Source organism: Halorubrum saccharovorum DSM 1137 (genome assembly GCF_000337915.1).
Taxonomy (GTDB): Archaea; Halobacteriota; Halobacteria; order Halobacteriales; family Haloferacaceae; genus Halorubrum; species Halorubrum saccharovorum.
This window is the reverse complement of record NZ_AOJE01000069.1, coordinates 1-15,471: the sequence shown is the minus strand read 5'-3', so window position 1 is coordinate 15,471 and position 15,471 is coordinate 1. Positions and strand designations below refer to the sequence as shown.

The following is a 15,471-nucleotide window of genomic DNA, read 5'->3' as shown; positions in this document are numbered from 1 at the left end:
CGGCGCGGCTCAGTACGCCGCGTCCCACCGGGCCGGCTTGCGGCGGTTACCGCAGTCGCGGCACTCCATCCGGTCCATCGTATCGATGGCGACGTTCGTCCCCTCGCAGTTCCCGCAGAGGTAGCCGTACCGCTGTGACAGGTCGGCGTCGGTGTACGCGACGTAGAACGGTGCGTGGGAACCCCGGTCGCTCTCGTCGAACGCGACGTAGACGGTATCGCCGTCGTCCGTCTCGTAGGTGCCCTCGGAGATGCCGGTCAGCCGTCCGATCTGTTTGCGGTACTCCCGCTCGTCGAACGTCTCGTCGCCGATCTCCACCGAGCGTTCGCCGTCGAGGTCGTACCCCTCGCGCTCGTAGAAGGCCGTCCCCGCCTCGTTGTCGACGAGGACGCGTGACTCGATGCGGTCGACGTCGGCCGCGCGGAGCTCCGACTCCACCCGTTCCAAGAGCTCGGAGCCGATTCCCGACTCCCGATGGTCGGGGTGGACGTGGAGCCAGTCGATCTCGCCGACGCGCTCGCGTCGGCCGACGACGTAGCTCTCAGCGAACCCGACGACCGTCCCGTCGACGACGGCAACCGGGAACACCGTGTCTTCGTCGCCGATATCGGCGCCGAGCTCGTCGGGGTCGTACCACTCGTCGACCGCCTCTTCCAACAGCGTCTCGTCGACGGCGTGACCGTAGGAAGCGATCAGCGATTCGCGCGCGACCGTTCGGATCGCGTCGATGTCGTCGAGCGTTGCAGGTCTGAGATCCATATCGCCTCATTCACGCGCGGCTACAAAAAACACACAGACGGAACGGGCGGGGGAAACGGAGACGGAACGGAGCGGGCGCGGGAAGCGCCGGAAAATCCGGGCAGTCGCGCGGCGCTCTACGAGATGGAGTACGTCGCGGCGGCCATCAGCAGCATGGTGAGCGCGAGCGCGAGCGACATCACGTACGTGAGCGAGCGGTTCTCCCACCGGAGGTGCTGGAAGTACGCGACGATGAGGAGCGTCTTGACCGTCGCGATCACCAGCGTGCCGCCGAGCGCCTGGGCGTACGTGAACTCGATGAACGATGTCTCGAAAAGAGCGAAGTTGAGGCTCGCCGCGACCAGGAGCGCGACGTAGATCGCGGTGTACAGTTTGAGCGAGTCGTCCGACATTGCTTGCCATCGACTTCGTCCCCGTGCTTAAAGAATTAACCATCCGGGGGGCGCGGTCGCGTCGGGGACGCCGAACTCCGACCGCGGATCCCGAAACGCCTATCCGCGCGACGCACCCACCTCACACCGGTCGCAGCCGCCGACCGGTATCACCGTGGACCCGCTCGAACCGACGGACGATCTGCTCGAATCGCTGTACGTCGTCAACAAGGTCGCGAAGCAATTCGCCGACGAGGCGACCGCCGCCTACGAGCGCGGCGACCTCACCGAGAGCAACGTCCGGTCGGCCCGCAAGGACGCGCTTTATCGGACGAAGACCGACGTCCTCTCGCGCGTCGTCGCCCACGACCCCTCCCGGGTCTCCGGGGAGTACCACGCGATCAACGGCGACGTGTGGCTCTTTCTGTCCGTCGACGGGTGGAAGTTTCACCAGCCGGCGTACGCGATCGGCGCCGAACTCACGGACGCGATCGACATCTCGAACTCGCGGTCGAACCCCCTCGACGCGCCGTACGCCCGCGACTCGACAGTCGAGCGCTCGGACCGCACGTTGGAGGAGTCGCTCTCGCGGCTGGCGGACGCCGGCGTCAACGCGAACGATCACCTCGCGCGCCCGACGGTCACGAGCGAGCACGACCGGATCGTCGACGTGCGGTGGTCGTTCCTCCCGTAGCCGTCGATGCCGGCAACACGGTCGCGATAGATCCGGACGGTCGCGCCGCTGACGGGTCGGCGTCCGAAAAAAAAAAAAAAACGGACCGCGGTCGATCGCCCGAGTTACGCTTCGACGACTTCGATAGCGCCGAGCATCCCGACCGTCTGGTGCGGGGTGCAGTAGTAGAGCTGAATCCCGGTGTTGTCGAACGACTGCTCGAAGGTTGTGCCCTCCTCGCTGACGGCGTTGCCGCTCTCGAAGTCGGACTCGGAGTTCTCGGCGGAGGCCACGTTGTGCGCGCCGCCCTGACCGGTCCACTCCCAGACGACGGTCGTGCTGGAGTCGATCCGGATCGCCGGCGGGTCGAACGCCAGCCCGTCGCTCCCGCCGCCGACGGCGACCGTGACCTCGTCCTGTCCGGTGTAGTCCATGATCGTCCCGTCGTACATCCGGGCGTCGGCGAGGTACTCGTCGATCTCGGTCGGAACGTCGTCGGCGGCCGACCCGCCGGAGTCGCCGCCATCGGAGCCGTCGGACCCGTCGGAACCGTCGGACCCGTCGGAACCGTCGGACCCGTCAGAGCCGTCGGAACCGTCAGAGCCGTCGGACCCGTCAGAGCCTACCTCGTCGCCGCCGTCGCCGCCGTCCCCGCCGCCGGAACAGCCGGCGAGCGTTCCGAGGGTCAGCGCGGCTCCGGTTCCGGCGACGTACCGCCGTCTAGACAGTTTGTCAGACATCAACCGTAACTAGGGGTTCGAGCCTTACAAACCCCTTGATGAACCCCGGACGGAGAGAACCCCTCATCGCCCGACCGGTCGGCGATGCGCTCCGCTGGCGGCGGCTTTATTCGCGGGCGCCTCCGTGGTCGATCCATGCGGGAGGACGAACTGGCGACGCGCGTGGTCGATCACTACGTCGCCGCCCACGACGATCCCGAGATTCGGTTGGAAGAGCCGTACGACGCGGGCGGGCGTCGCGGGGTCGTCGACGTGTACGTCCGGGTCCGTACGCCGGAGCGCGTCGATCACGTCGTCGAGCTCAAAGGCGATGCGGCCGTCCGACGCGCGACCGGCGCCAACGAGGTCCTCCGGCAGTACCGCCGAATGGAGCGGTACTTCCACGCCGACGCGGCCCACGCGCTCCGACCGAAGCTCGGCCGCACCGAACCGGGCGCACGGTTCCTCCTCTGTTTCGCGCCGACGCCGACCTGCGTCTACCACGTCGCTACCCATCGGTCGCTGTACGGCTCCGTCGACGCGGCGGCGCGGGTCGATGACGTGCCCGCGGTCCGAACGGTCGCGTTCCTCACCGGCCTCGACGGCGACCCCGCCGACCTTGGGATGGTGTCGGTCAACGGGGACGCGCCGTTCGGCTCTGACGCATTTTTAAAGGCCGTCCCCGACGGCTCTCGGCTGGCCGAGAGCATCCGACGTGTCGACGACGACGTGATCGATCCGGGAAACGAAGAATAAGACGTTCAGGGAAGCGACTCGGCGTCCGGCTTAGTACTCCTCGTACGCCAGGTTCATCATCCACTGCGAGAAGGCGTCGGCCTGCGCGTCGACTTCCTCCTCGCCGATGAACGGCGAGAGCATGTCGCCGGCCATGAGCAGCGAGAAGTCCAGGTCGCGGGGCGCGGGTTCGAGATAGTACGTGTTGTGGCCGTCGTAGACGGTGTCCGAGCGCTGGATGAGCCCGGACTCCTCTAACGCCTCCGCGATGCGGCTCCCCTTGCGCGAGGAGACATCGAGTTCCTTCCAGAAGTCGCTCTGGTGGATACCACCGGTCTCGCGGATGAGTTCGAGGCCGGCGCGTTCGTCCTCCGAGAGGTCGGCCTCGAGTTCGGACACGCTCATACAACACCGGGCGCCCGCGAGTCGCTTAAAACTGGCTTTCCGTGCCGTCGCCGCCGCTACGCCGATCCATCCGGTCGACCCGATCCGTCCGATCGACCCGGCCGACCCGATCCGAACCCCGCCGGCAGCGGCACCGACTCCGCGGGCGTCTCGCAGGGCGGTCCGTCGGCGTACGCGAACTCGGGTGCCGCCTCGGAACCGGAGACCGTCTCCGAATCGGGCGCGGTCCGAATCCGCGTGAACGACCGCGTGCCGAAGCCGTCGCCGTGGAGGCAGGCGCCGTACTCGTGGTCCGCGAGCGTGTCGCTCGCGCGATCGAGCCACGCCGCGCCCGACTCGCCGGGCTCGGGCACCAGCGCGGCCGCGACCGCCCGCGAGCTGTCGGCGCGCTCCGCGCCGAACTCCCGTCGCCGGTCCGGAACCGCGAAGCGTTCGGCGCCGTTGACCACGCCGCCGACGTTGCCGACGACGTGGACGCCGGGATCGAGGCGGGTGAGCGCCAGCCCGCCGTCGTACGAGAGGACGAAGGCGGCGTCGGCGTCGGCGAGCACGAGGTTGAACCCGTCGTACGACCGAGATTCGAGCTCGCGTTCGACCGTTCGAACGGCGCCCTCCGCGGAGTCGGCCTCCAAGCAGTCGCGGACGAGCAGCCCCCGGGAGCGGTCGCCCTCTCGGTCGGCGTCGAGCCAGCGGTTCGTGACCGCGGCGACGACCCCCGACGCGGAGAGCCCGATCCACGTCCCGCCGGCCTCGGCGTCGCGAGGGGCGACGTAGCCGCCGTCGCTGTCGCCGCTCTCGGCGTCACCTCCGCTGTCGTCGACCCCGCGGAGGGCCGGCGGTTCGGACGGCCGATCGAACGCTTCGTCGCGGTTCGCAGCGAGCGCGATGGGCGCGTCACCGAAGGTTCGCCACGCGAGCGAGAGGGTACACACGGCGATAGATCCGGCGGGCAACGACGAAAAACCAATGGTCAGCGCGGTGCGATCGTTTACTCATAATAAAAGAAATCTTTTGGTGACTGGCCGTCAAGACCGGGATATGAATGCGATCGCCGTGTACGACGGGACGGACGAACCGGTCGTGACTGAGAAGCCGCGACCGGAGCCGTCGCCCGGAGAAGCGCTTGTTCGGACCCTCAGAGTCGGCGTCGACGGAACCGATCACGAGGTTATTTCCGGGAGTCACGGTGGCTCTCCCGAAGGCGAGGACCACCTCGTGATGGGCCACGAGGCGGTCGGCGTGATCGAGGAGCCGAACGACACGCCGTTCGAGGTCGGAGACGTCGTGGTGCCGACGGTCCGTCGACCGCCGAACGGGGCGAACGAGTACTTCGCGCGCGGCGAGCCCGACATGGCGCCGAACGGCCAGTACCACGAGCGCGGCATCGTTGGCGCCCACGGCTTCATGGCGGAGTACTTCACCAGCCCCGCGGAGTTCCTCGTCGAGATTCCGCCCGCGCTGGCGGAGTGGGGTTTCCTCGTCGAGCCCGTCTCGATCGCGGAGAAGGCGATCGAACACGCCTACGCCAGCCGGTCGGCGTTCCACTGGGAGCCGGAGTCGGCGCTGATCTTGGGGAACGGCTCGCTGGGGCTGTTGACGGTGGCGACCCTCGACAAGGAGTTCGACCGGATCTACTGTCTCGGCCGCCGCGAGCGCCCGGACCCGACGATCGATATCATCGAGTCGCTCGGGGCGACGTACGTCAACTCCAACGAGACGCCGGTGCCCTCGGTGCCGGCGGCCCACGAGCCGATGGACTTCGTCTTCGAGGCGACGGGCTACGCGCCGCACGCCTTCGAGACGATCGAGGCGCTCGCCCCGAACGGGGTCGGCGCGCTGCTCGGCGTCCCGAGCGACTGGGAGTTCGAGATCGACGGCGGTCGGCTCCACCGGGAGTTCGTCCTCCACAACAAGGCGCTCGTCGGCAGCGTCAACTCCGGCTACGAGCACTTCGAGGCCGCCATCGACTCGCTATCCCGCTTTTCGGACACGTTCCTCGGCGATCTCGTCACGGGCGTACACGGTCTCGACGACTTCGAGGCCGCGTTCGCGGATGACGACACGACTATTAAAACGGCGGTCGAATTCAGCGCATATGAAGAACGTTGACGACCTGATAGACAGCGCGGCCGAGCTCGCTGAACACGGGCTCTCGAAGGGCGAAATCGCCGACGAACTGAACGTCTCCCGGGAGACCGCTAGTTGGCTCGTCGAGCGCGGCGGCAACGGCGCGGACATCGAGACCGCGGCGTCGACCTCGACGTCCGATATCCACGTCGACTGGTCGGCCCTGGGGCGCGACTCGACCCGGCTCCGGTACGCGGCGAGCGCGATGGCGGACCTGCTGGCCAAGCAAGGCGACGAGGTCGACCTGACGGTCGGCGTCGAGAAGGCCGGCGCGCCGCTCGCCACCGCGGTCGCGAACGAACTGGACACGGACCTCGGGACGTACGCGCCCGCGAAACACCAGTGGGACGAGGGCGATATCGACGAACAGGGCGGCGGTTTCTCGCGGAACTTCGCCGCCATCCGCGACCGCGACTGCTACGTCGTCGACGACATCATCACCTCGGGGACGACGATGCGCGAGTCGATCGACGCGATCCGCGATCAGGGCGGCGAGCCCGTCGCGTGCGTCGTGCTCGTCGACAAGCGAGGGTACGACGAGATCGACGGCGTCCCGGTGTACTCGCTCGTCGACGTGGTCCGCGTCGACCGCGAGGAGTAGCTCGCTCGCCGGCCTCCGCCCGTCGCGCGGAGGACGCCGTTCCCGTGCGGAACCCATTTGCGTCGCGGGCGCGTATCAGTTCCCATGACGTTCCAACCGGAAACCGACGCCGAGCCCGACGAGATCGAGGCGCGAGTCGAGGAGACGATCGCCGATAACGACGTGGTGCTTTTCATGAAGGGTAACCGCCTGATGCCGCAGTGCGGCTACTCGAAGCGCGCCGTCGAGCTGATCGGCCAGCACGTCGAGGAGTTCGAGACGGTCGACGTGCTGCCGGCGCTGCCGCACTACCGCGAGGCGTTAGAGTCCCACAGCGGCTGGGAGACGATCCCTCAGACGTTCGTCGACGGGGAGTTTGTCGGCGGGAGCGACGTGCTCGCGGAGCTCGACGAGCGCGGCGAGCTGGCCGCCGAACTGGGCGCCGAATAGCCGGAGACGCTCCGTCGGACGTCCCGGAGCATCGCGCGTCCGCTCGGAGGTCGAAGGGCATTTCCGACCTCGGAAGTCGAAGGACAGGCGATATAAACCCACGGGCCGTAGATAGGGTAGGTGCAGCAGTCGCCGCTGCCGCCGTGCCGCTCGGTTCGACCCCATCTCACCCAACCAACAATGACAGGCCGCGTGTTCAGACTTCATTCGACGCTCGAACTGCCACTCGAAGACGTGGAGACGTACTTCGAAGAAGATCCCGACCTCCCGCCGGAGATCGACGACATCGACATCACGCGTCGAAACAACACCCTCATCATCAAGGCCCTGTCCGACGACGAGTCAATTAGTAAGTACACGCCGACCGCCCAGCTGAAGGCGTCGGTCACGGAGACGCGCGTGTGGGAGGAAGAGCCCCCGCGCGCCGGCGGCCCGCAGTGGATGGATGACGAAGAGGAGGAGATCCCCTCCGAGCTCGTCGAGTTCGCCTGCTTCAAGGGCGACCGCGAGACCGTCCTCCAGAACTCCGCGCTCCAGTACCCGATGTTCCGCGTGTTACGCAAGATCGCGACCCTCTCGGAGAAGGGGACGCTGACCGCGATCACCGAGGAGGACGGCGAGCTGGAGGCGACCCGCATCGTCGAGGGCGAACCGCGTCCCGCGAGCATCGAAGTCGTCGAGAGCCCGCAAGGGGCGGGCGAGGGCGACGGCGGCGTCAACTGGCGCGACAACGAGTTCATCTCGGACTGACTTCCGGCTCTGAACGCCGGCTCGTCCGGAGCGATCCGACACCGACTCCATTCTCTCACACTGCGGCTCGCCCACCGAGCGACGTCGTCGCGGACCGCCGACGCTTTAGGCGCTCCGGGCCTCTCCCCGTCAATGACCGACGACTGGGTGAGCCTCTTTTCCGGCGGGAAAGACTCCTCGTGGGCGCTGTACCGCGCGCTGGAGGAGGGCCTCGACGTCTCGCGGCTCCTGACGGTCCACCCCGCGGGCGACTCGTACATGTATCACACGCCGGCGACCGAGCTCGCTGAACTCGCGGCCGAGAGCGTCGGGATCGACCTCGTCGAGGTGTCGCCAGACGACTTCGGCGCCGGCGACGTCGACGACGCGGGCGCGCAGGGGGACGCCGAGCTGGAGCCGATGGAGGCCGCGCTGCGCGAGCTCGCCGACGAAGAGGACCTCGACCTCGCGGGCGTCACCGCCGGCGCGGTCGAGAGCGAGTTCCAGACGAGCCGCATTCGGGGGATGTGCGACCGGCTCGGGCTCGACCTGTTCGCGCCGCTGTGGCGAGAGGACCCGATCGAACTCGCCGAGGCGATGTTCGAGGCGGGCTTCGAGATCCGGATCGTACAGGTGGCCGCCTACGGGCTCGACGAGTCGTGGCTCGGCCGGCGCTACGACGCCGACGCGCTCGCCGAACTCGTCGACCTCCGCGAGGAGTACGGGATCCATCCGCTCGGCGAGGGTGGAGAGTTCGAGACGTACGTCGTCGGCGGACCGCACATGGACCGGCGAATCGACATCGAGTACGACGCGGTGTGGGAGGGCGACCGCGGCCACGTCGAGATCCGGGACGCGCGGCTGGAGTGAGTTCGCCGCTCCGAACGGGCCGATCTACGGCCAGTTACCGGCCTGATCGTAGGCGTCGACGATCCGATCGATGGCGACGACGTACGCCGCGGTCCGGAGGTTCAGAGCGTCGTTCGTCTCGTAGCTGTCGACCAGCCGATCGAAGGCGTCGACGATCACGCGCTCTAACTCCTCGTTCACGCGCTCTTCCGTCCAGTAGAACCGCTGCCGGTTCTGGACCCACTCGAAGTACGAAACGGTGACCCCGCCGGCGTTCGCGAGGATATCGGGAACGACGTACACGTCCTTGTCTGCGAGCACGTCGTCGGCGTCGGGGGTGAGCGGCCCGTTCGCGGCCTCGACGACGAGGTCGGCGCGCACGTCGGCGGCGAGGTCGCCGTCGATCGCGTTCTCCAGCGCGGCCGGGACGAGAATGTCGATGTCGCGCGTCAACACCTCCTCGTTCGTGATCGACTCCGCGTCGGCGTACCCGCTGACGGAACCGGTCTCGGCCTTGTGGTCTTTGACGGCGCGCGGGTCGAACCCGTCGGGGGCGTAGATGCCTCCCGAGGAGTCGGAAACCGCCACTACGTCCGCGCCGAGGTCGTCGAGCAGCGCTGCGGCGATCGACCCCGCGTTCCCGTACCCTTGGACGGCGACAGTCGCGCCTGCGATGTCGCGGCCGAGCCAGTCGAACGCCTCGCGCGCGGAGAGGGCGACGGAGCGACCGGTCGCCTCGACGCGCCCCTCGCTGCCGCCCGAATCGAGCGCCTTCCCGGTGATGACGCCGGGAGCGGTCGTGTTCTCGAGGGTCTCGTAGGTGTCTTTGATCCAGTTCATCTCCCGCTGTCCGGTGTTGACGTCGGGCGCGGGGATGTCGCGGTCCTCGCCGATCAGGGGGCGGAGTTCGGTCGCGAACGCGCGGGTGAGCCGCTCCAGTTCGGCCTCGGAGTAGTCGGTGGGGTCGATCGCGATCCCCCCTTTCCCGCCGCCGTACGGGATGTCGACGACGGCGCACTTGTACGCCATCCACCCGGACAGCGCCTTCACCTCGTCGCGGGTGACGCCGGGGTGGTACCGAATGCCGCCCTTATACGGGCCGCGGTCCCCGTTGAACTGCGAGCGGTACGCCCGGACCGTCTCCAGCGACCCGTCGTCGAGTTCGAAGGTGAGGTTCGTCTCCAGTACTCGCTCCGGGTTCTTCAGCCGGTCGATGACGCCCGGTGACGCGTCGAGGAACGCCGCGGCGTCGTCGACCTGCTCTTGAAGGCTCTCGAAGGGGTTGGCTTGGCCGGTCATACCTCAGTCTCCCGGGGGGTCGAGGTTAACTGTGGCGGACGGTTCGGTACTTGTCTCGATCGATGGCTTACCGATCGCTCGCCGCGGCGCGCTCGGCGATCCGCTCCGCCTGCGCGATCAGCGGCGCGTCGATCATCTCGCCGTCGACCTGGAAGACGCCCCGTCCCTCTCGGTCGGCGGCGTCGCGGGCGGCGAGCACCTTCTCGGCCCACTCGATCTCCTCGGGGCCCGGCGTGAACGCCGCGTTGATCGGGTCGACCTGGGCCGGGTGGATCGCCAGCTTCCCGTCGTAGCCGAGCGTGAGCGCGAACTCCGCCTCCTCGCGGAGACCGTCCGCGTCGGAGAAGTCGGTGTACACCGTGTCGATCGCGTCGACGTCGGCGGCGCCGGCCGCGAGGACGACGTGCTCGCGGGCGTACAGGACCTCGGTCCCCTCGTCGGTGCGGGTCGCGCCCACGTCCGCCGCGAGGTCTTCGGCGCCGAAGACCAAGGCGTCGGTCGCCGGGGCGGCCGCGATCGACTCGGCCGAGAGGACCCCCGCCGCCGTCTCGACGAGCGCAAACACGGCCGGTTCGAGCCCGCGGTCGGCACACAGCGCGGCTGCGCGGTCGACCCGGTCCGGGTCCTCGACCTTCGGGAGCATGACCGCGTCGAGCCGGAGGTCGTCGCGGTGACCGGTCTCGGAGCGCTCCCCCACCAGCGCGTCGAGGTCGGCGGCCGGTTCGGTGACCGTGAGCCGGACGCACACCTCCGCGTCGGGCTCGAAGTCGGGGTCGGCGAGCACGGCGCGGACCGATTCGCGGGCCTCGGCCTTCCGGTCGGGCGCGACCGCGTCCTCGAGGTCGAAGCAGATCACGTCCGCGTCCGTCGCCGGCGCCTTCCGCATGAGCTCCGGGCGATCGCCCGGCGAGAACAGCAGGCTTCGTCGTGCCATGTCGGCCGGTCCGCGCGCTCCGACATAAAGCGTCCCGACGGCGACGCGGGGAATGGGCGCGTCACGCGACGCGTGGTGACGTGTTCCGGGTCGGTGAAGCGGTACCGATTTGCTTCCCGCGGGAGACGGTGGCGCCATGCCCGGACGCTACTACGAGGAGTTCGCGGTCGGCGAGACGATCGAGCACGCGAAGCGACGAACGGTGAGCGAGGCCGACAACCAGCGCTTCTGCGACATGACGATGAACCAGCAGCCGCTCCACCTCGACGCCGACTTCGCCGAGCGGACGCAGTTCGGCGAGCGGTTGGTCAACGGGCTCTACACCATGTCGCTCGCGGTCGGCGTGTCGGTACCGGAGACCACCGACGGCACCGTCGTCGCGAACCTCTCGTACGACGCGGTCGAGCATCCGAACCCGGTGTTCCACGGAGACACTATCCGCGCGCGGTCGACCGTCACGGACAAGCGGGAGACGAGCGACGGCGAGCGCGGCGTCGTCACGATGCACGTGGAGGCGTTCAAGGTGGTCGAGGGCGAGGACGACGTGCTCGTCTGCGAGTTCGACCGGACCGTACTCTCGGAGAAGCGACCCGAGGACGGGGAGTGACCGGCTGGCGGCGGGACGTCGACTGCGAGCCGGCTCACTCGCCCTCCTCGCCGTCGGCCAGCAGCAGCCCGAGGTACGACGTTCGGACCTGTGTGTCGCCGTCGAGGCCGAGCCGATCGAGGGCCTCCAACGCCTCGTCGCGGGTGGTCTCGATCGCGTCCTCGCCGTCGACCTCGCGCTCGATCTCGACGAACTCGCCGACGCCGTCGACCGCGTCGAGGGTGACCGTAAACCCCGCGAACGACCAGAACTCGCGGCGCTTCTCGACGACCGCGGCCGGCTCGAACCCGATCCCCGAGAGCACGCCGGCCATCGCCTCGCCGTCGTCGACGGCGGTCTCGTGTTCCACGCGCGTCTTCGACCCCTCGTCGAGGAGGGGGCCCTTGTACGTGACCTTCGTCGTTTCCGCGGCCGGAGCCGATTCGGTCTCCGATCCGATCCCGTCCGGGAGGGGGGATTCCCGTCGGACTCGGAGCGCCTCGTCGGTCTCGGCGAAGTCGCGGTGCGGGGCGTCGTAGTACGCGTCGCGCTGGCGGCGGGCGTCGACGCGCTCGGCGCCGGCCGCCCGCAGTCGCTCGCGGACGGCGTCGACCTCGGCCGGAACCTTGATCTCGACCTCGTACATACCGTCGGGTCGGCCGGGACGGCTCTTAACAGCGGTGGGACGCGCCTCTCGGAGGAGGCGCCCTCACGGTTCGCTCGCTCGGCTTCGACGGCCGCGTTACGCGCCGTCACCGCTCCGGACCGAACCGTGCGCCTTAAGGGTGTAACAAGAGACCTTCTGGGTATGAGCGATCAGGAGCAAGCGGACGCGGCCGAGGACGCAGACGAGGCCGAGACCGAGGGACTCGCCGACGGCGACTTCGTGCGCGTCGCGTACACGATCCGAACCGCCGACGACGACCGAGTCATCGACACCACCGACGAGGAGGTCGCCGAGGACGCCGAGATCGACACCGAGGAACACGAGTTCGAGCCGCGCATCATCGCGCTCGGTGCCGGTCACGTGTTCCCGTCCGTCGAGGAGGCCTTCATCGGCGCCGAGGTCGGCGACGAGGGCGTCGTCGACGTGCCCGCCGAGGACGCCTTCGGCGCGTACGACCCCGAAGAAGTCGAGACCGTCAAGGCCGACAAGATCCCCGAGGACAGCCGCTACCCCGGTGCACAGGTCCAGATCGACAACCAGCAGGGCTACCTCGAGACGATCATCGGCGGCCGCGCCCGCGTCGACTTCAACCACCCGCTGGCCGGCGAAGACCTCGAGTACGAGTACGAAATTCTCGAGGAGATCGACGACCGCGAAGAGCAGGCCGCCGGCATGCTCGGGATGTACCTCCAGGAGGCGCCCGAGGTCCGCATCGAGACGGTCACCGAGGAGGAGGAGACGGTCACCGAGGACGACGACGGTGAGGAGGTCGTCGAGACCGAGGAGGTCGAGAAGGATGTCCTCTACGTGACGGCCACGCAGGCGATGCAGATGAACCAGCAGTGGATGTTCCAGAAACAGCAGATCGCGCAGGACCTCATGAGCCGGCTCGACCTCGACCGCGTCGTGGTCGAGGAGGTCATCGAGGGCGGCGGCATGGGCGGTCTCGGCGGCATGATGGGCGGCATGGGCGGCGCCGGCGCCGGCGACATCGAGGAGGCGCTCGAAGACGTCGACGTCGACGCCGACGAGATCGTCGACGAGATCGACGAGGAGTAATCCGGTCTCCGGCCTGACCGGTCGAATCGATCGTACCGATCGGGCCGACCGCGCGAACGCGAGCGCGAACAGATCCCTTTTGAACTGCGGTCGACCCACTGAGAGACATGGAGATCGAACGTGCGCGCGACGACCTCGTCGTCGCCGCGAGCGCCGGGGGCGCGACGATCGCGATAGCCCTGTTGTCCGGTGTCGCCGGCGTCGTCGACGTGCCAACTCTGCCGACGCTGGCGCCGCTCGTCGTCTACGCCGGCTACCTCTTCACGCGGAAGGGCGGACCGTACGGGGCGCCCGACCGACCGCGGAACTGGGCGGCGGCTGCCGTGCTCGTCGGCGTTCTCGTCGTCGTCACGACGTCGGTGGTGCCGCTTTGACATCCCCACCGCTCTGAAGGGCGAGGATTCCCGAGCGTTGGGATATTACTCATAGTCCCCTCTCGGAGGACTCTGAGTTGCCTTTCTGCAAATAACGCACCGGCCCGTGCGTCGGATCAGGCGATGTCGCGGCTCGTGTCTACCGAGACGGTGTCGGTGAGCTTCAGTTTGAGCGGCTCTTCGAGCGCCGCGCCGCCGCGGAACTTCGGTACGATCAGACGGTTCACGATCTCCGTACCGGTGACGGTCGTCCGGAGGTCGAAGACCACGTCCGCGACCTGCTCGGTGACGACCCGATTTTGCCCGTTGTTCCCCTTGAGTGCATGTATTACGGCGATGCCCCCGGCGTCGTCGACGTGTCCGCGCAGATCGGAGAGGAACGAACCGTACCGGGATCGGTCGGCCGCCTCCAGCGGCTCGACGGAGTCGACGACGAGGGTGGCTCGTTCCGGGAGGTCCGCGGCGGCCGCCAGCACGTCGTCGATCGGGGCTTCGCGGTCCGTCTCCTCGACGACGGTTTCGACGTCTCCCCCTCCCCCCTCACTCCCGTCGCTCTCGCCGCCTTCGCCCGCACTGCCGACCGTGAGAGTCCCTTCGACCGCGTCGGCCGAACGCACCGTCGTGAGGTAGCGGCACTCCCGCGGCCGCGAGAACCGGTCCACGATCAGTTCGGACTGGCTCGCGGGGTCCGCCTTCAACACGACGACGCTGCCGCTCGGGAGCCCGCCGCCGAACTCCCTGTCCAGCACGGAGATACCGGTCGGGAGCGTCTCCATACATGCGCTGCCGGCTCCGAAGGTTTGGCTCTGTCGGTGGCTGACGAGCGCCCGACGCGAGCCGGATCCAGCGTTCACGCGACCCGCCAGCGGGCCCCGTGTGCATCGACGAGCCGCCGTGCCAGGTCGCCGTACGCCGCCCGTACCGACGAGTCGGACAGCGGCTCGGGCTCGGCCGACGGGATCCGCCCGAGCACCGGACAGCCGAGCAGCTCGCCCACCCCCGCGGGAGCCGACTCGGCTCGGACGGCGACGGCGCCGACCGGAGCGCAGTCCAGTCGACGCGCGAGCGCCGCAGTCTTCGCGGTGTCTCGGAGCGCCGCCCGTCGGAGCGGCGTTACGAGGAGACACCGATCGGCGACCCGGAGCGGCGCAGCGGCGTCGGGCGACGCCCCCGCCGGACAGTCGAGGAGGACGGGCGCGTCGTCCGGGAGCGCCTCCGCCAACGAGGCGAGGACTCGACCGGCGTCGGCGCCGCCGCGATCGTCCGGCGCCGCAAGCACCGTCGGCGCCCGCCGATCGGGACGGATCTCTCCCGTCGTCTGGACCGCGTCGATCACGGTCGGCAGGTCTCCAGCGGGCTCGCGGGCGTCGTCGGTGGCGCTCGCCAGCCGCGCGAGGTTCGGGAGGTCCCAGTCGGCGTCGGCGGCGACGACGGGAGCGCCGCGTCGCGACAGCGCCCGCCCGAGCCCCAGCGTGGTGGTCGTCTTCCCGCTTCCGCCCTTTCCGCCGGCCACGGCTATCACGGGGCGGGGTGTGCCGCTATCGGTAATAAAGGACGGGACGGCGAAATCGGACGGCGGGAAGAGAGTGGCGGAGAGAGCGGAACGGCTCAGTCTTGACAGCAGCCGCCGGCCTCGCCGCCGAAGTCGACCGCGAGCGGCTCCGAGATGGCCTCGTTGACGGCTTCGAGGGTGTCAGTCAGGTCGTCTTGTGCGTCGAGGAACTCGCTCATGACGGGCATCGAGTGGAGTTCGTCTTGAGCCTCCTGCACTTTCTGGAGCCCAGAGTTCGTCGCCTGTCCGGTCTCTCGGGCCTGCATGAACTCCGCTCGAAGCTGCTCGAACTCGTCGATCTTCGCCTGAACCTCCTCGTCGCGCTGGACCGCTTCGCGGGCGGTCTCGAACCGCTCGTACTCCTGGGTCTGGGCGATCCGTTCGCCGAGTTCGCGACCGAGGTCCTCGATCGCGGCCTGTTCGTCGGGAGAGGCCTGTTCGACGCTCATATCCGATCGTCGGGCCGGACCGGTTTTAACCTGCCGGAGCCGGGGGTGTCTCCGGGGGCGGTCGCGCGTCGCGCGTCGCGCGTCTCGCTCACTCGACCTGTGACTCCACGAACGCGACGGTGTCACTCCTGTCTCTTATACACATCTCTGAGCG

At 68.6% G+C, this 15,471-nt stretch carries 21 protein-coding genes; 10 read left to right on the top strand and 11 right to left on the bottom strand.

From position 1 onward, the window contains the following. Positions 1-9: 9 nt before the first annotated feature. Together C471_RS14175 and C471_RS14170 are read right to left on the bottom strand one after the other, a co-directional pair. Positions 10-759: a GNAT family N-acetyltransferase gene (locus tag C471_RS14175; protein WP_004050165.1), complete on the bottom strand. Its 750-nt coding sequence runs from the start codon at positions 757-759 to the stop codon at positions 10-12. 116 nt (positions 760-875) lie between these two features. Continuing rightward, positions 876-1,151 carry a cytochrome C oxidase subunit IV family protein gene (locus tag C471_RS14170; RefSeq protein WP_004050164.1) on the bottom strand — a complete coding sequence of 92 codons (276 nt, stop codon included), beginning with the start codon at positions 1,149-1,151 and terminating at the stop codon, positions 876-878. Positions 1,152-1,305: 154 nt separating this feature from the next. Here C471_RS14170 and C471_RS14165 point away from each other — a divergent pair, with 154 nt between their 5' ends. Continuing rightward, positions 1,306-1,824 carry a hypothetical protein gene (locus C471_RS14165; RefSeq protein ID WP_004050163.1) on the top strand — a complete coding sequence of 173 codons (519 nt, stop codon included), beginning with the start codon at positions 1,306-1,308 and terminating at the stop codon, positions 1,822-1,824. Between the two features lie 104 nt (positions 1,825-1,928). Here C471_RS14165 and C471_RS14160 read toward each other — a convergent pair whose 3' ends face one another. Beyond that, positions 1,929-2,543, bottom strand: a complete 615-nt coding sequence (locus C471_RS14160) for a halocyanin domain-containing protein (protein ID WP_004050162.1) — start codon at positions 2,541-2,543, stop codon at positions 1,929-1,931. A 135-nt stretch (positions 2,544-2,678) separates the two neighbouring features. Between C471_RS14160 and C471_RS14155 the strand changes: the two genes are divergently transcribed. Then, complete coding sequence (locus C471_RS14155; protein ID WP_004050161.1) at positions 2,679-3,278, top strand: hypothetical protein; 600 nt, start codon at positions 2,679-2,681, stop codon at positions 3,276-3,278. A gap of 30 nt (positions 3,279-3,308) precedes the next feature. Here C471_RS14155 and C471_RS14150 read toward each other — a convergent pair whose 3' ends face one another. Continuing rightward, a complete protein-coding gene (locus tag C471_RS14150; RefSeq protein ID WP_004050160.1) occupies positions 3,309-3,662 on the bottom strand; it encodes a helix-turn-helix transcriptional regulator in 354 nt (117 codons plus the stop codon). A 56-nt stretch (positions 3,663-3,718) separates the two neighbouring features. Then, positions 3,719-4,594, bottom strand: a complete 876-nt coding sequence (locus C471_RS14145) for an NRDE family protein (RefSeq protein WP_004050159.1) — start codon at positions 4,592-4,594, stop codon at positions 3,719-3,721. Between the two features lie 106 nt (positions 4,595-4,700). On the opposite strand from C471_RS14145, the gene C471_RS14140 reads away from it, so the two are divergent. The 5 genes from C471_RS14140 (at position 4,701) to C471_RS14120 (ending at position 8,418) form a co-directional block, all read left to right on the top strand. Continuing rightward, positions 4,701-5,771, top strand: coding sequence for a glucose 1-dehydrogenase (locus C471_RS14140; protein WP_004050158.1), 1,071 nt, complete (start codon positions 4,701-4,703; stop codon positions 5,769-5,771). Next, on the top strand, positions 5,758-6,390 hold the full coding sequence (gfcR, locus tag C471_RS14135; protein ID WP_004050157.1) for a transcriptional regulator GfcR: 633 nt from the start codon (positions 5,758-5,760) through the stop codon (positions 6,388-6,390). The genes C471_RS14140 and gfcR overlap by 14 nt, the downstream gene beginning before the upstream one ends. Before the next feature lie 84 nt (positions 6,391-6,474). Continuing rightward, positions 6,475-6,819, top strand: coding sequence for a glutaredoxin family protein (locus tag C471_RS14130; protein ID WP_004050156.1), 345 nt, complete (start codon positions 6,475-6,477; stop codon positions 6,817-6,819). Between the two features lie 180 nt (positions 6,820-6,999). Next, on the top strand, positions 7,000-7,569 hold the full coding sequence (locus C471_RS14125) for a DUF7110 family protein (RefSeq protein ID WP_004050155.1): 570 nt from the start codon (positions 7,000-7,002) through the stop codon (positions 7,567-7,569). A 132-nt stretch (positions 7,570-7,701) separates the two neighbouring features. Beyond that, positions 7,702-8,418, top strand: coding sequence for a diphthine--ammonia ligase (locus C471_RS14120; RefSeq protein WP_004050154.1), 717 nt, complete (start codon positions 7,702-7,704; stop codon positions 8,416-8,418). 24 nt (positions 8,419-8,442) lie between these two features. Here C471_RS14120 and C471_RS14115 read toward each other — a convergent pair whose 3' ends face one another. After that, positions 8,443-9,696, bottom strand: coding sequence for a Glu/Leu/Phe/Val family dehydrogenase (locus C471_RS14115; protein ID WP_004050153.1), 1,254 nt, complete (start codon positions 9,694-9,696; stop codon positions 8,443-8,445). 67 nt (positions 9,697-9,763) lie between these two features. Then, entirely contained in the window at positions 9,764-10,630 is an 867-nt protein-coding gene (locus C471_RS14110; protein ID WP_004050152.1) for an HpcH/HpaI aldolase/citrate lyase family protein, read from the bottom strand. Positions 10,631-10,766: 136 nt separating this feature from the next. Here C471_RS14110 and C471_RS14105 point away from each other — a divergent pair, with 136 nt between their 5' ends. Next, on the top strand, positions 10,767-11,237 hold the full coding sequence (locus tag C471_RS14105) for a MaoC family dehydratase (protein WP_004050151.1): 471 nt from the start codon (positions 10,767-10,769) through the stop codon (positions 11,235-11,237). Between the two features lie 34 nt (positions 11,238-11,271). Here the strand turns inward: C471_RS14105 and cyaB are convergent, their stop codons facing one another. Then, on the bottom strand, positions 11,272-11,862 hold the full coding sequence (gene cyaB / locus C471_RS14100) for a class IV adenylate cyclase (RefSeq protein ID WP_004050150.1): 591 nt from the start codon (positions 11,860-11,862) through the stop codon (positions 11,272-11,274). Between the two features lie 162 nt (positions 11,863-12,024). On the opposite strand from cyaB, the gene C471_RS14095 reads away from it, so the two are divergent. Together C471_RS14095 and C471_RS14090 are read left to right on the top strand one after the other, a co-directional pair. Continuing rightward, the gene (locus C471_RS14095) at positions 12,025-12,942 is read left to right on the top strand and encodes an FKBP-type peptidyl-prolyl cis-trans isomerase (protein WP_004050149.1); all 918 of its coding nucleotides are present in this window, start codon (positions 12,025-12,027) and stop codon (positions 12,940-12,942) included. A gap of 107 nt (positions 12,943-13,049) precedes the next feature. Beyond that, positions 13,050-13,316, top strand: coding sequence for a hypothetical protein (locus tag C471_RS14090; protein ID WP_004050148.1), 267 nt, complete (start codon positions 13,050-13,052; stop codon positions 13,314-13,316). Positions 13,317-13,432: 116 nt separating this feature from the next. On the opposite strand, the gene C471_RS14085 is transcribed toward C471_RS14090, so the two are convergent. The 3 genes from C471_RS14085 to C471_RS14075 all read right to left on the bottom strand — a co-directional run bounded on the left by C471_RS14085 (position 13,433) and on the right by C471_RS14075 (position 15,317). Beyond that, a complete protein-coding gene (locus C471_RS14085) occupies positions 13,433-14,092 on the bottom strand; it encodes an RAD55 family ATPase (protein WP_004050147.1) in 660 nt (219 codons plus the stop codon). 74 nt (positions 14,093-14,166) lie between these two features. Next, a complete protein-coding gene (locus C471_RS14080) occupies positions 14,167-14,838 on the bottom strand; it encodes a MinD/ParA family ATP-binding protein (protein ID WP_049909433.1) in 672 nt (223 codons plus the stop codon). An 86-nt stretch (positions 14,839-14,924) separates the two neighbouring features. Beyond that, positions 14,925-15,317 (bottom strand): YlbF family regulator, encoded by a 393-nt coding sequence (locus tag C471_RS14075; RefSeq protein ID WP_004050145.1) that lies wholly within the window; start codon positions 15,315-15,317, stop codon positions 14,925-14,927. Positions 15,318-15,471: the final 154 nt, after the last annotated feature.

Bases quoted from the DNA above. Each gene is read 5' to 3' on its own strand.
- C471_RS14090 (WP_004050148.1), top strand. From the start codon at position 13,050: ATGGAGATCGAACGTGCGCGCGACGACCTCGTCGTCGCCGCGAGCGCC.
- C471_RS14175 (WP_004050165.1), bottom strand. From the start codon at position 759: ATGGATCTCAGACCTGCAACGCTCGACGACATCGACGCGATCCGAACG.
- C471_RS14105 (WP_004050151.1), top strand. From the start codon at position 10,767: ATGCCCGGACGCTACTACGAGGAGTTCGCGGTCGGCGAGACGATCGAG.
- C471_RS14095 (WP_004050149.1), top strand. From the start codon at position 12,025: ATGAGCGATCAGGAGCAAGCGGACGCGGCCGAGGACGCAGACGAGGCC.
- C471_RS14160 (WP_004050162.1), bottom strand. From the start codon at position 2,543: ATGTCTGACAAACTGTCTAGACGGCGGTACGTCGCCGGAACCGGAGCC.
- cyaB (WP_004050150.1), bottom strand. From the start codon at position 11,862: ATGTACGAGGTCGAGATCAAGGTTCCGGCCGAGGTCGACGCCGTCCGC.
- C471_RS14150 (WP_004050160.1), bottom strand. From the start codon at position 3,662: ATGAGCGTGTCCGAACTCGAGGCCGACCTCTCGGAGGACGAACGCGCC.
- C471_RS14075 (WP_004050145.1), bottom strand. From the start codon at position 15,317: ATGAGCGTCGAACAGGCCTCTCCCGACGAACAGGCCGCGATCGAGGAC.
- C471_RS14125 (WP_004050155.1), top strand. From the start codon at position 7,000: ATGACAGGCCGCGTGTTCAGACTTCATTCGACGCTCGAACTGCCACTC.
- C471_RS14170 (WP_004050164.1), bottom strand. From the start codon at position 1,151: ATGTCGGACGACTCGCTCAAACTGTACACCGCGATCTACGTCGCGCTC.
- C471_RS14115 (WP_004050153.1), bottom strand. From the start codon at position 9,696: ATGACCGGCCAAGCCAACCCCTTCGAGAGCCTTCAAGAGCAGGTCGAC.
- C471_RS14155 (WP_004050161.1), top strand. From the start codon at position 2,679: ATGCGGGAGGACGAACTGGCGACGCGCGTGGTCGATCACTACGTCGCC.
- C471_RS14085 (WP_004050147.1), bottom strand. From the start codon at position 14,092: ATGGAGACGCTCCCGACCGGTATCTCCGTGCTGGACAGGGAGTTCGGC.
- C471_RS14130 (WP_004050156.1), top strand. From the start codon at position 6,475: ATGACGTTCCAACCGGAAACCGACGCCGAGCCCGACGAGATCGAGGCG.
- C471_RS14110 (WP_004050152.1), bottom strand. From the start codon at position 10,630: ATGGCACGACGAAGCCTGCTGTTCTCGCCGGGCGATCGCCCGGAGCTC.
- C471_RS14140 (WP_004050158.1), top strand. From the start codon at position 4,701: ATGAATGCGATCGCCGTGTACGACGGGACGGACGAACCGGTCGTGACT.
- gfcR (WP_004050157.1), top strand. From the start codon at position 5,758: ATGAAGAACGTTGACGACCTGATAGACAGCGCGGCCGAGCTCGCTGAA.
- C471_RS14120 (WP_004050154.1), top strand. From the start codon at position 7,702: ATGACCGACGACTGGGTGAGCCTCTTTTCCGGCGGGAAAGACTCCTCG.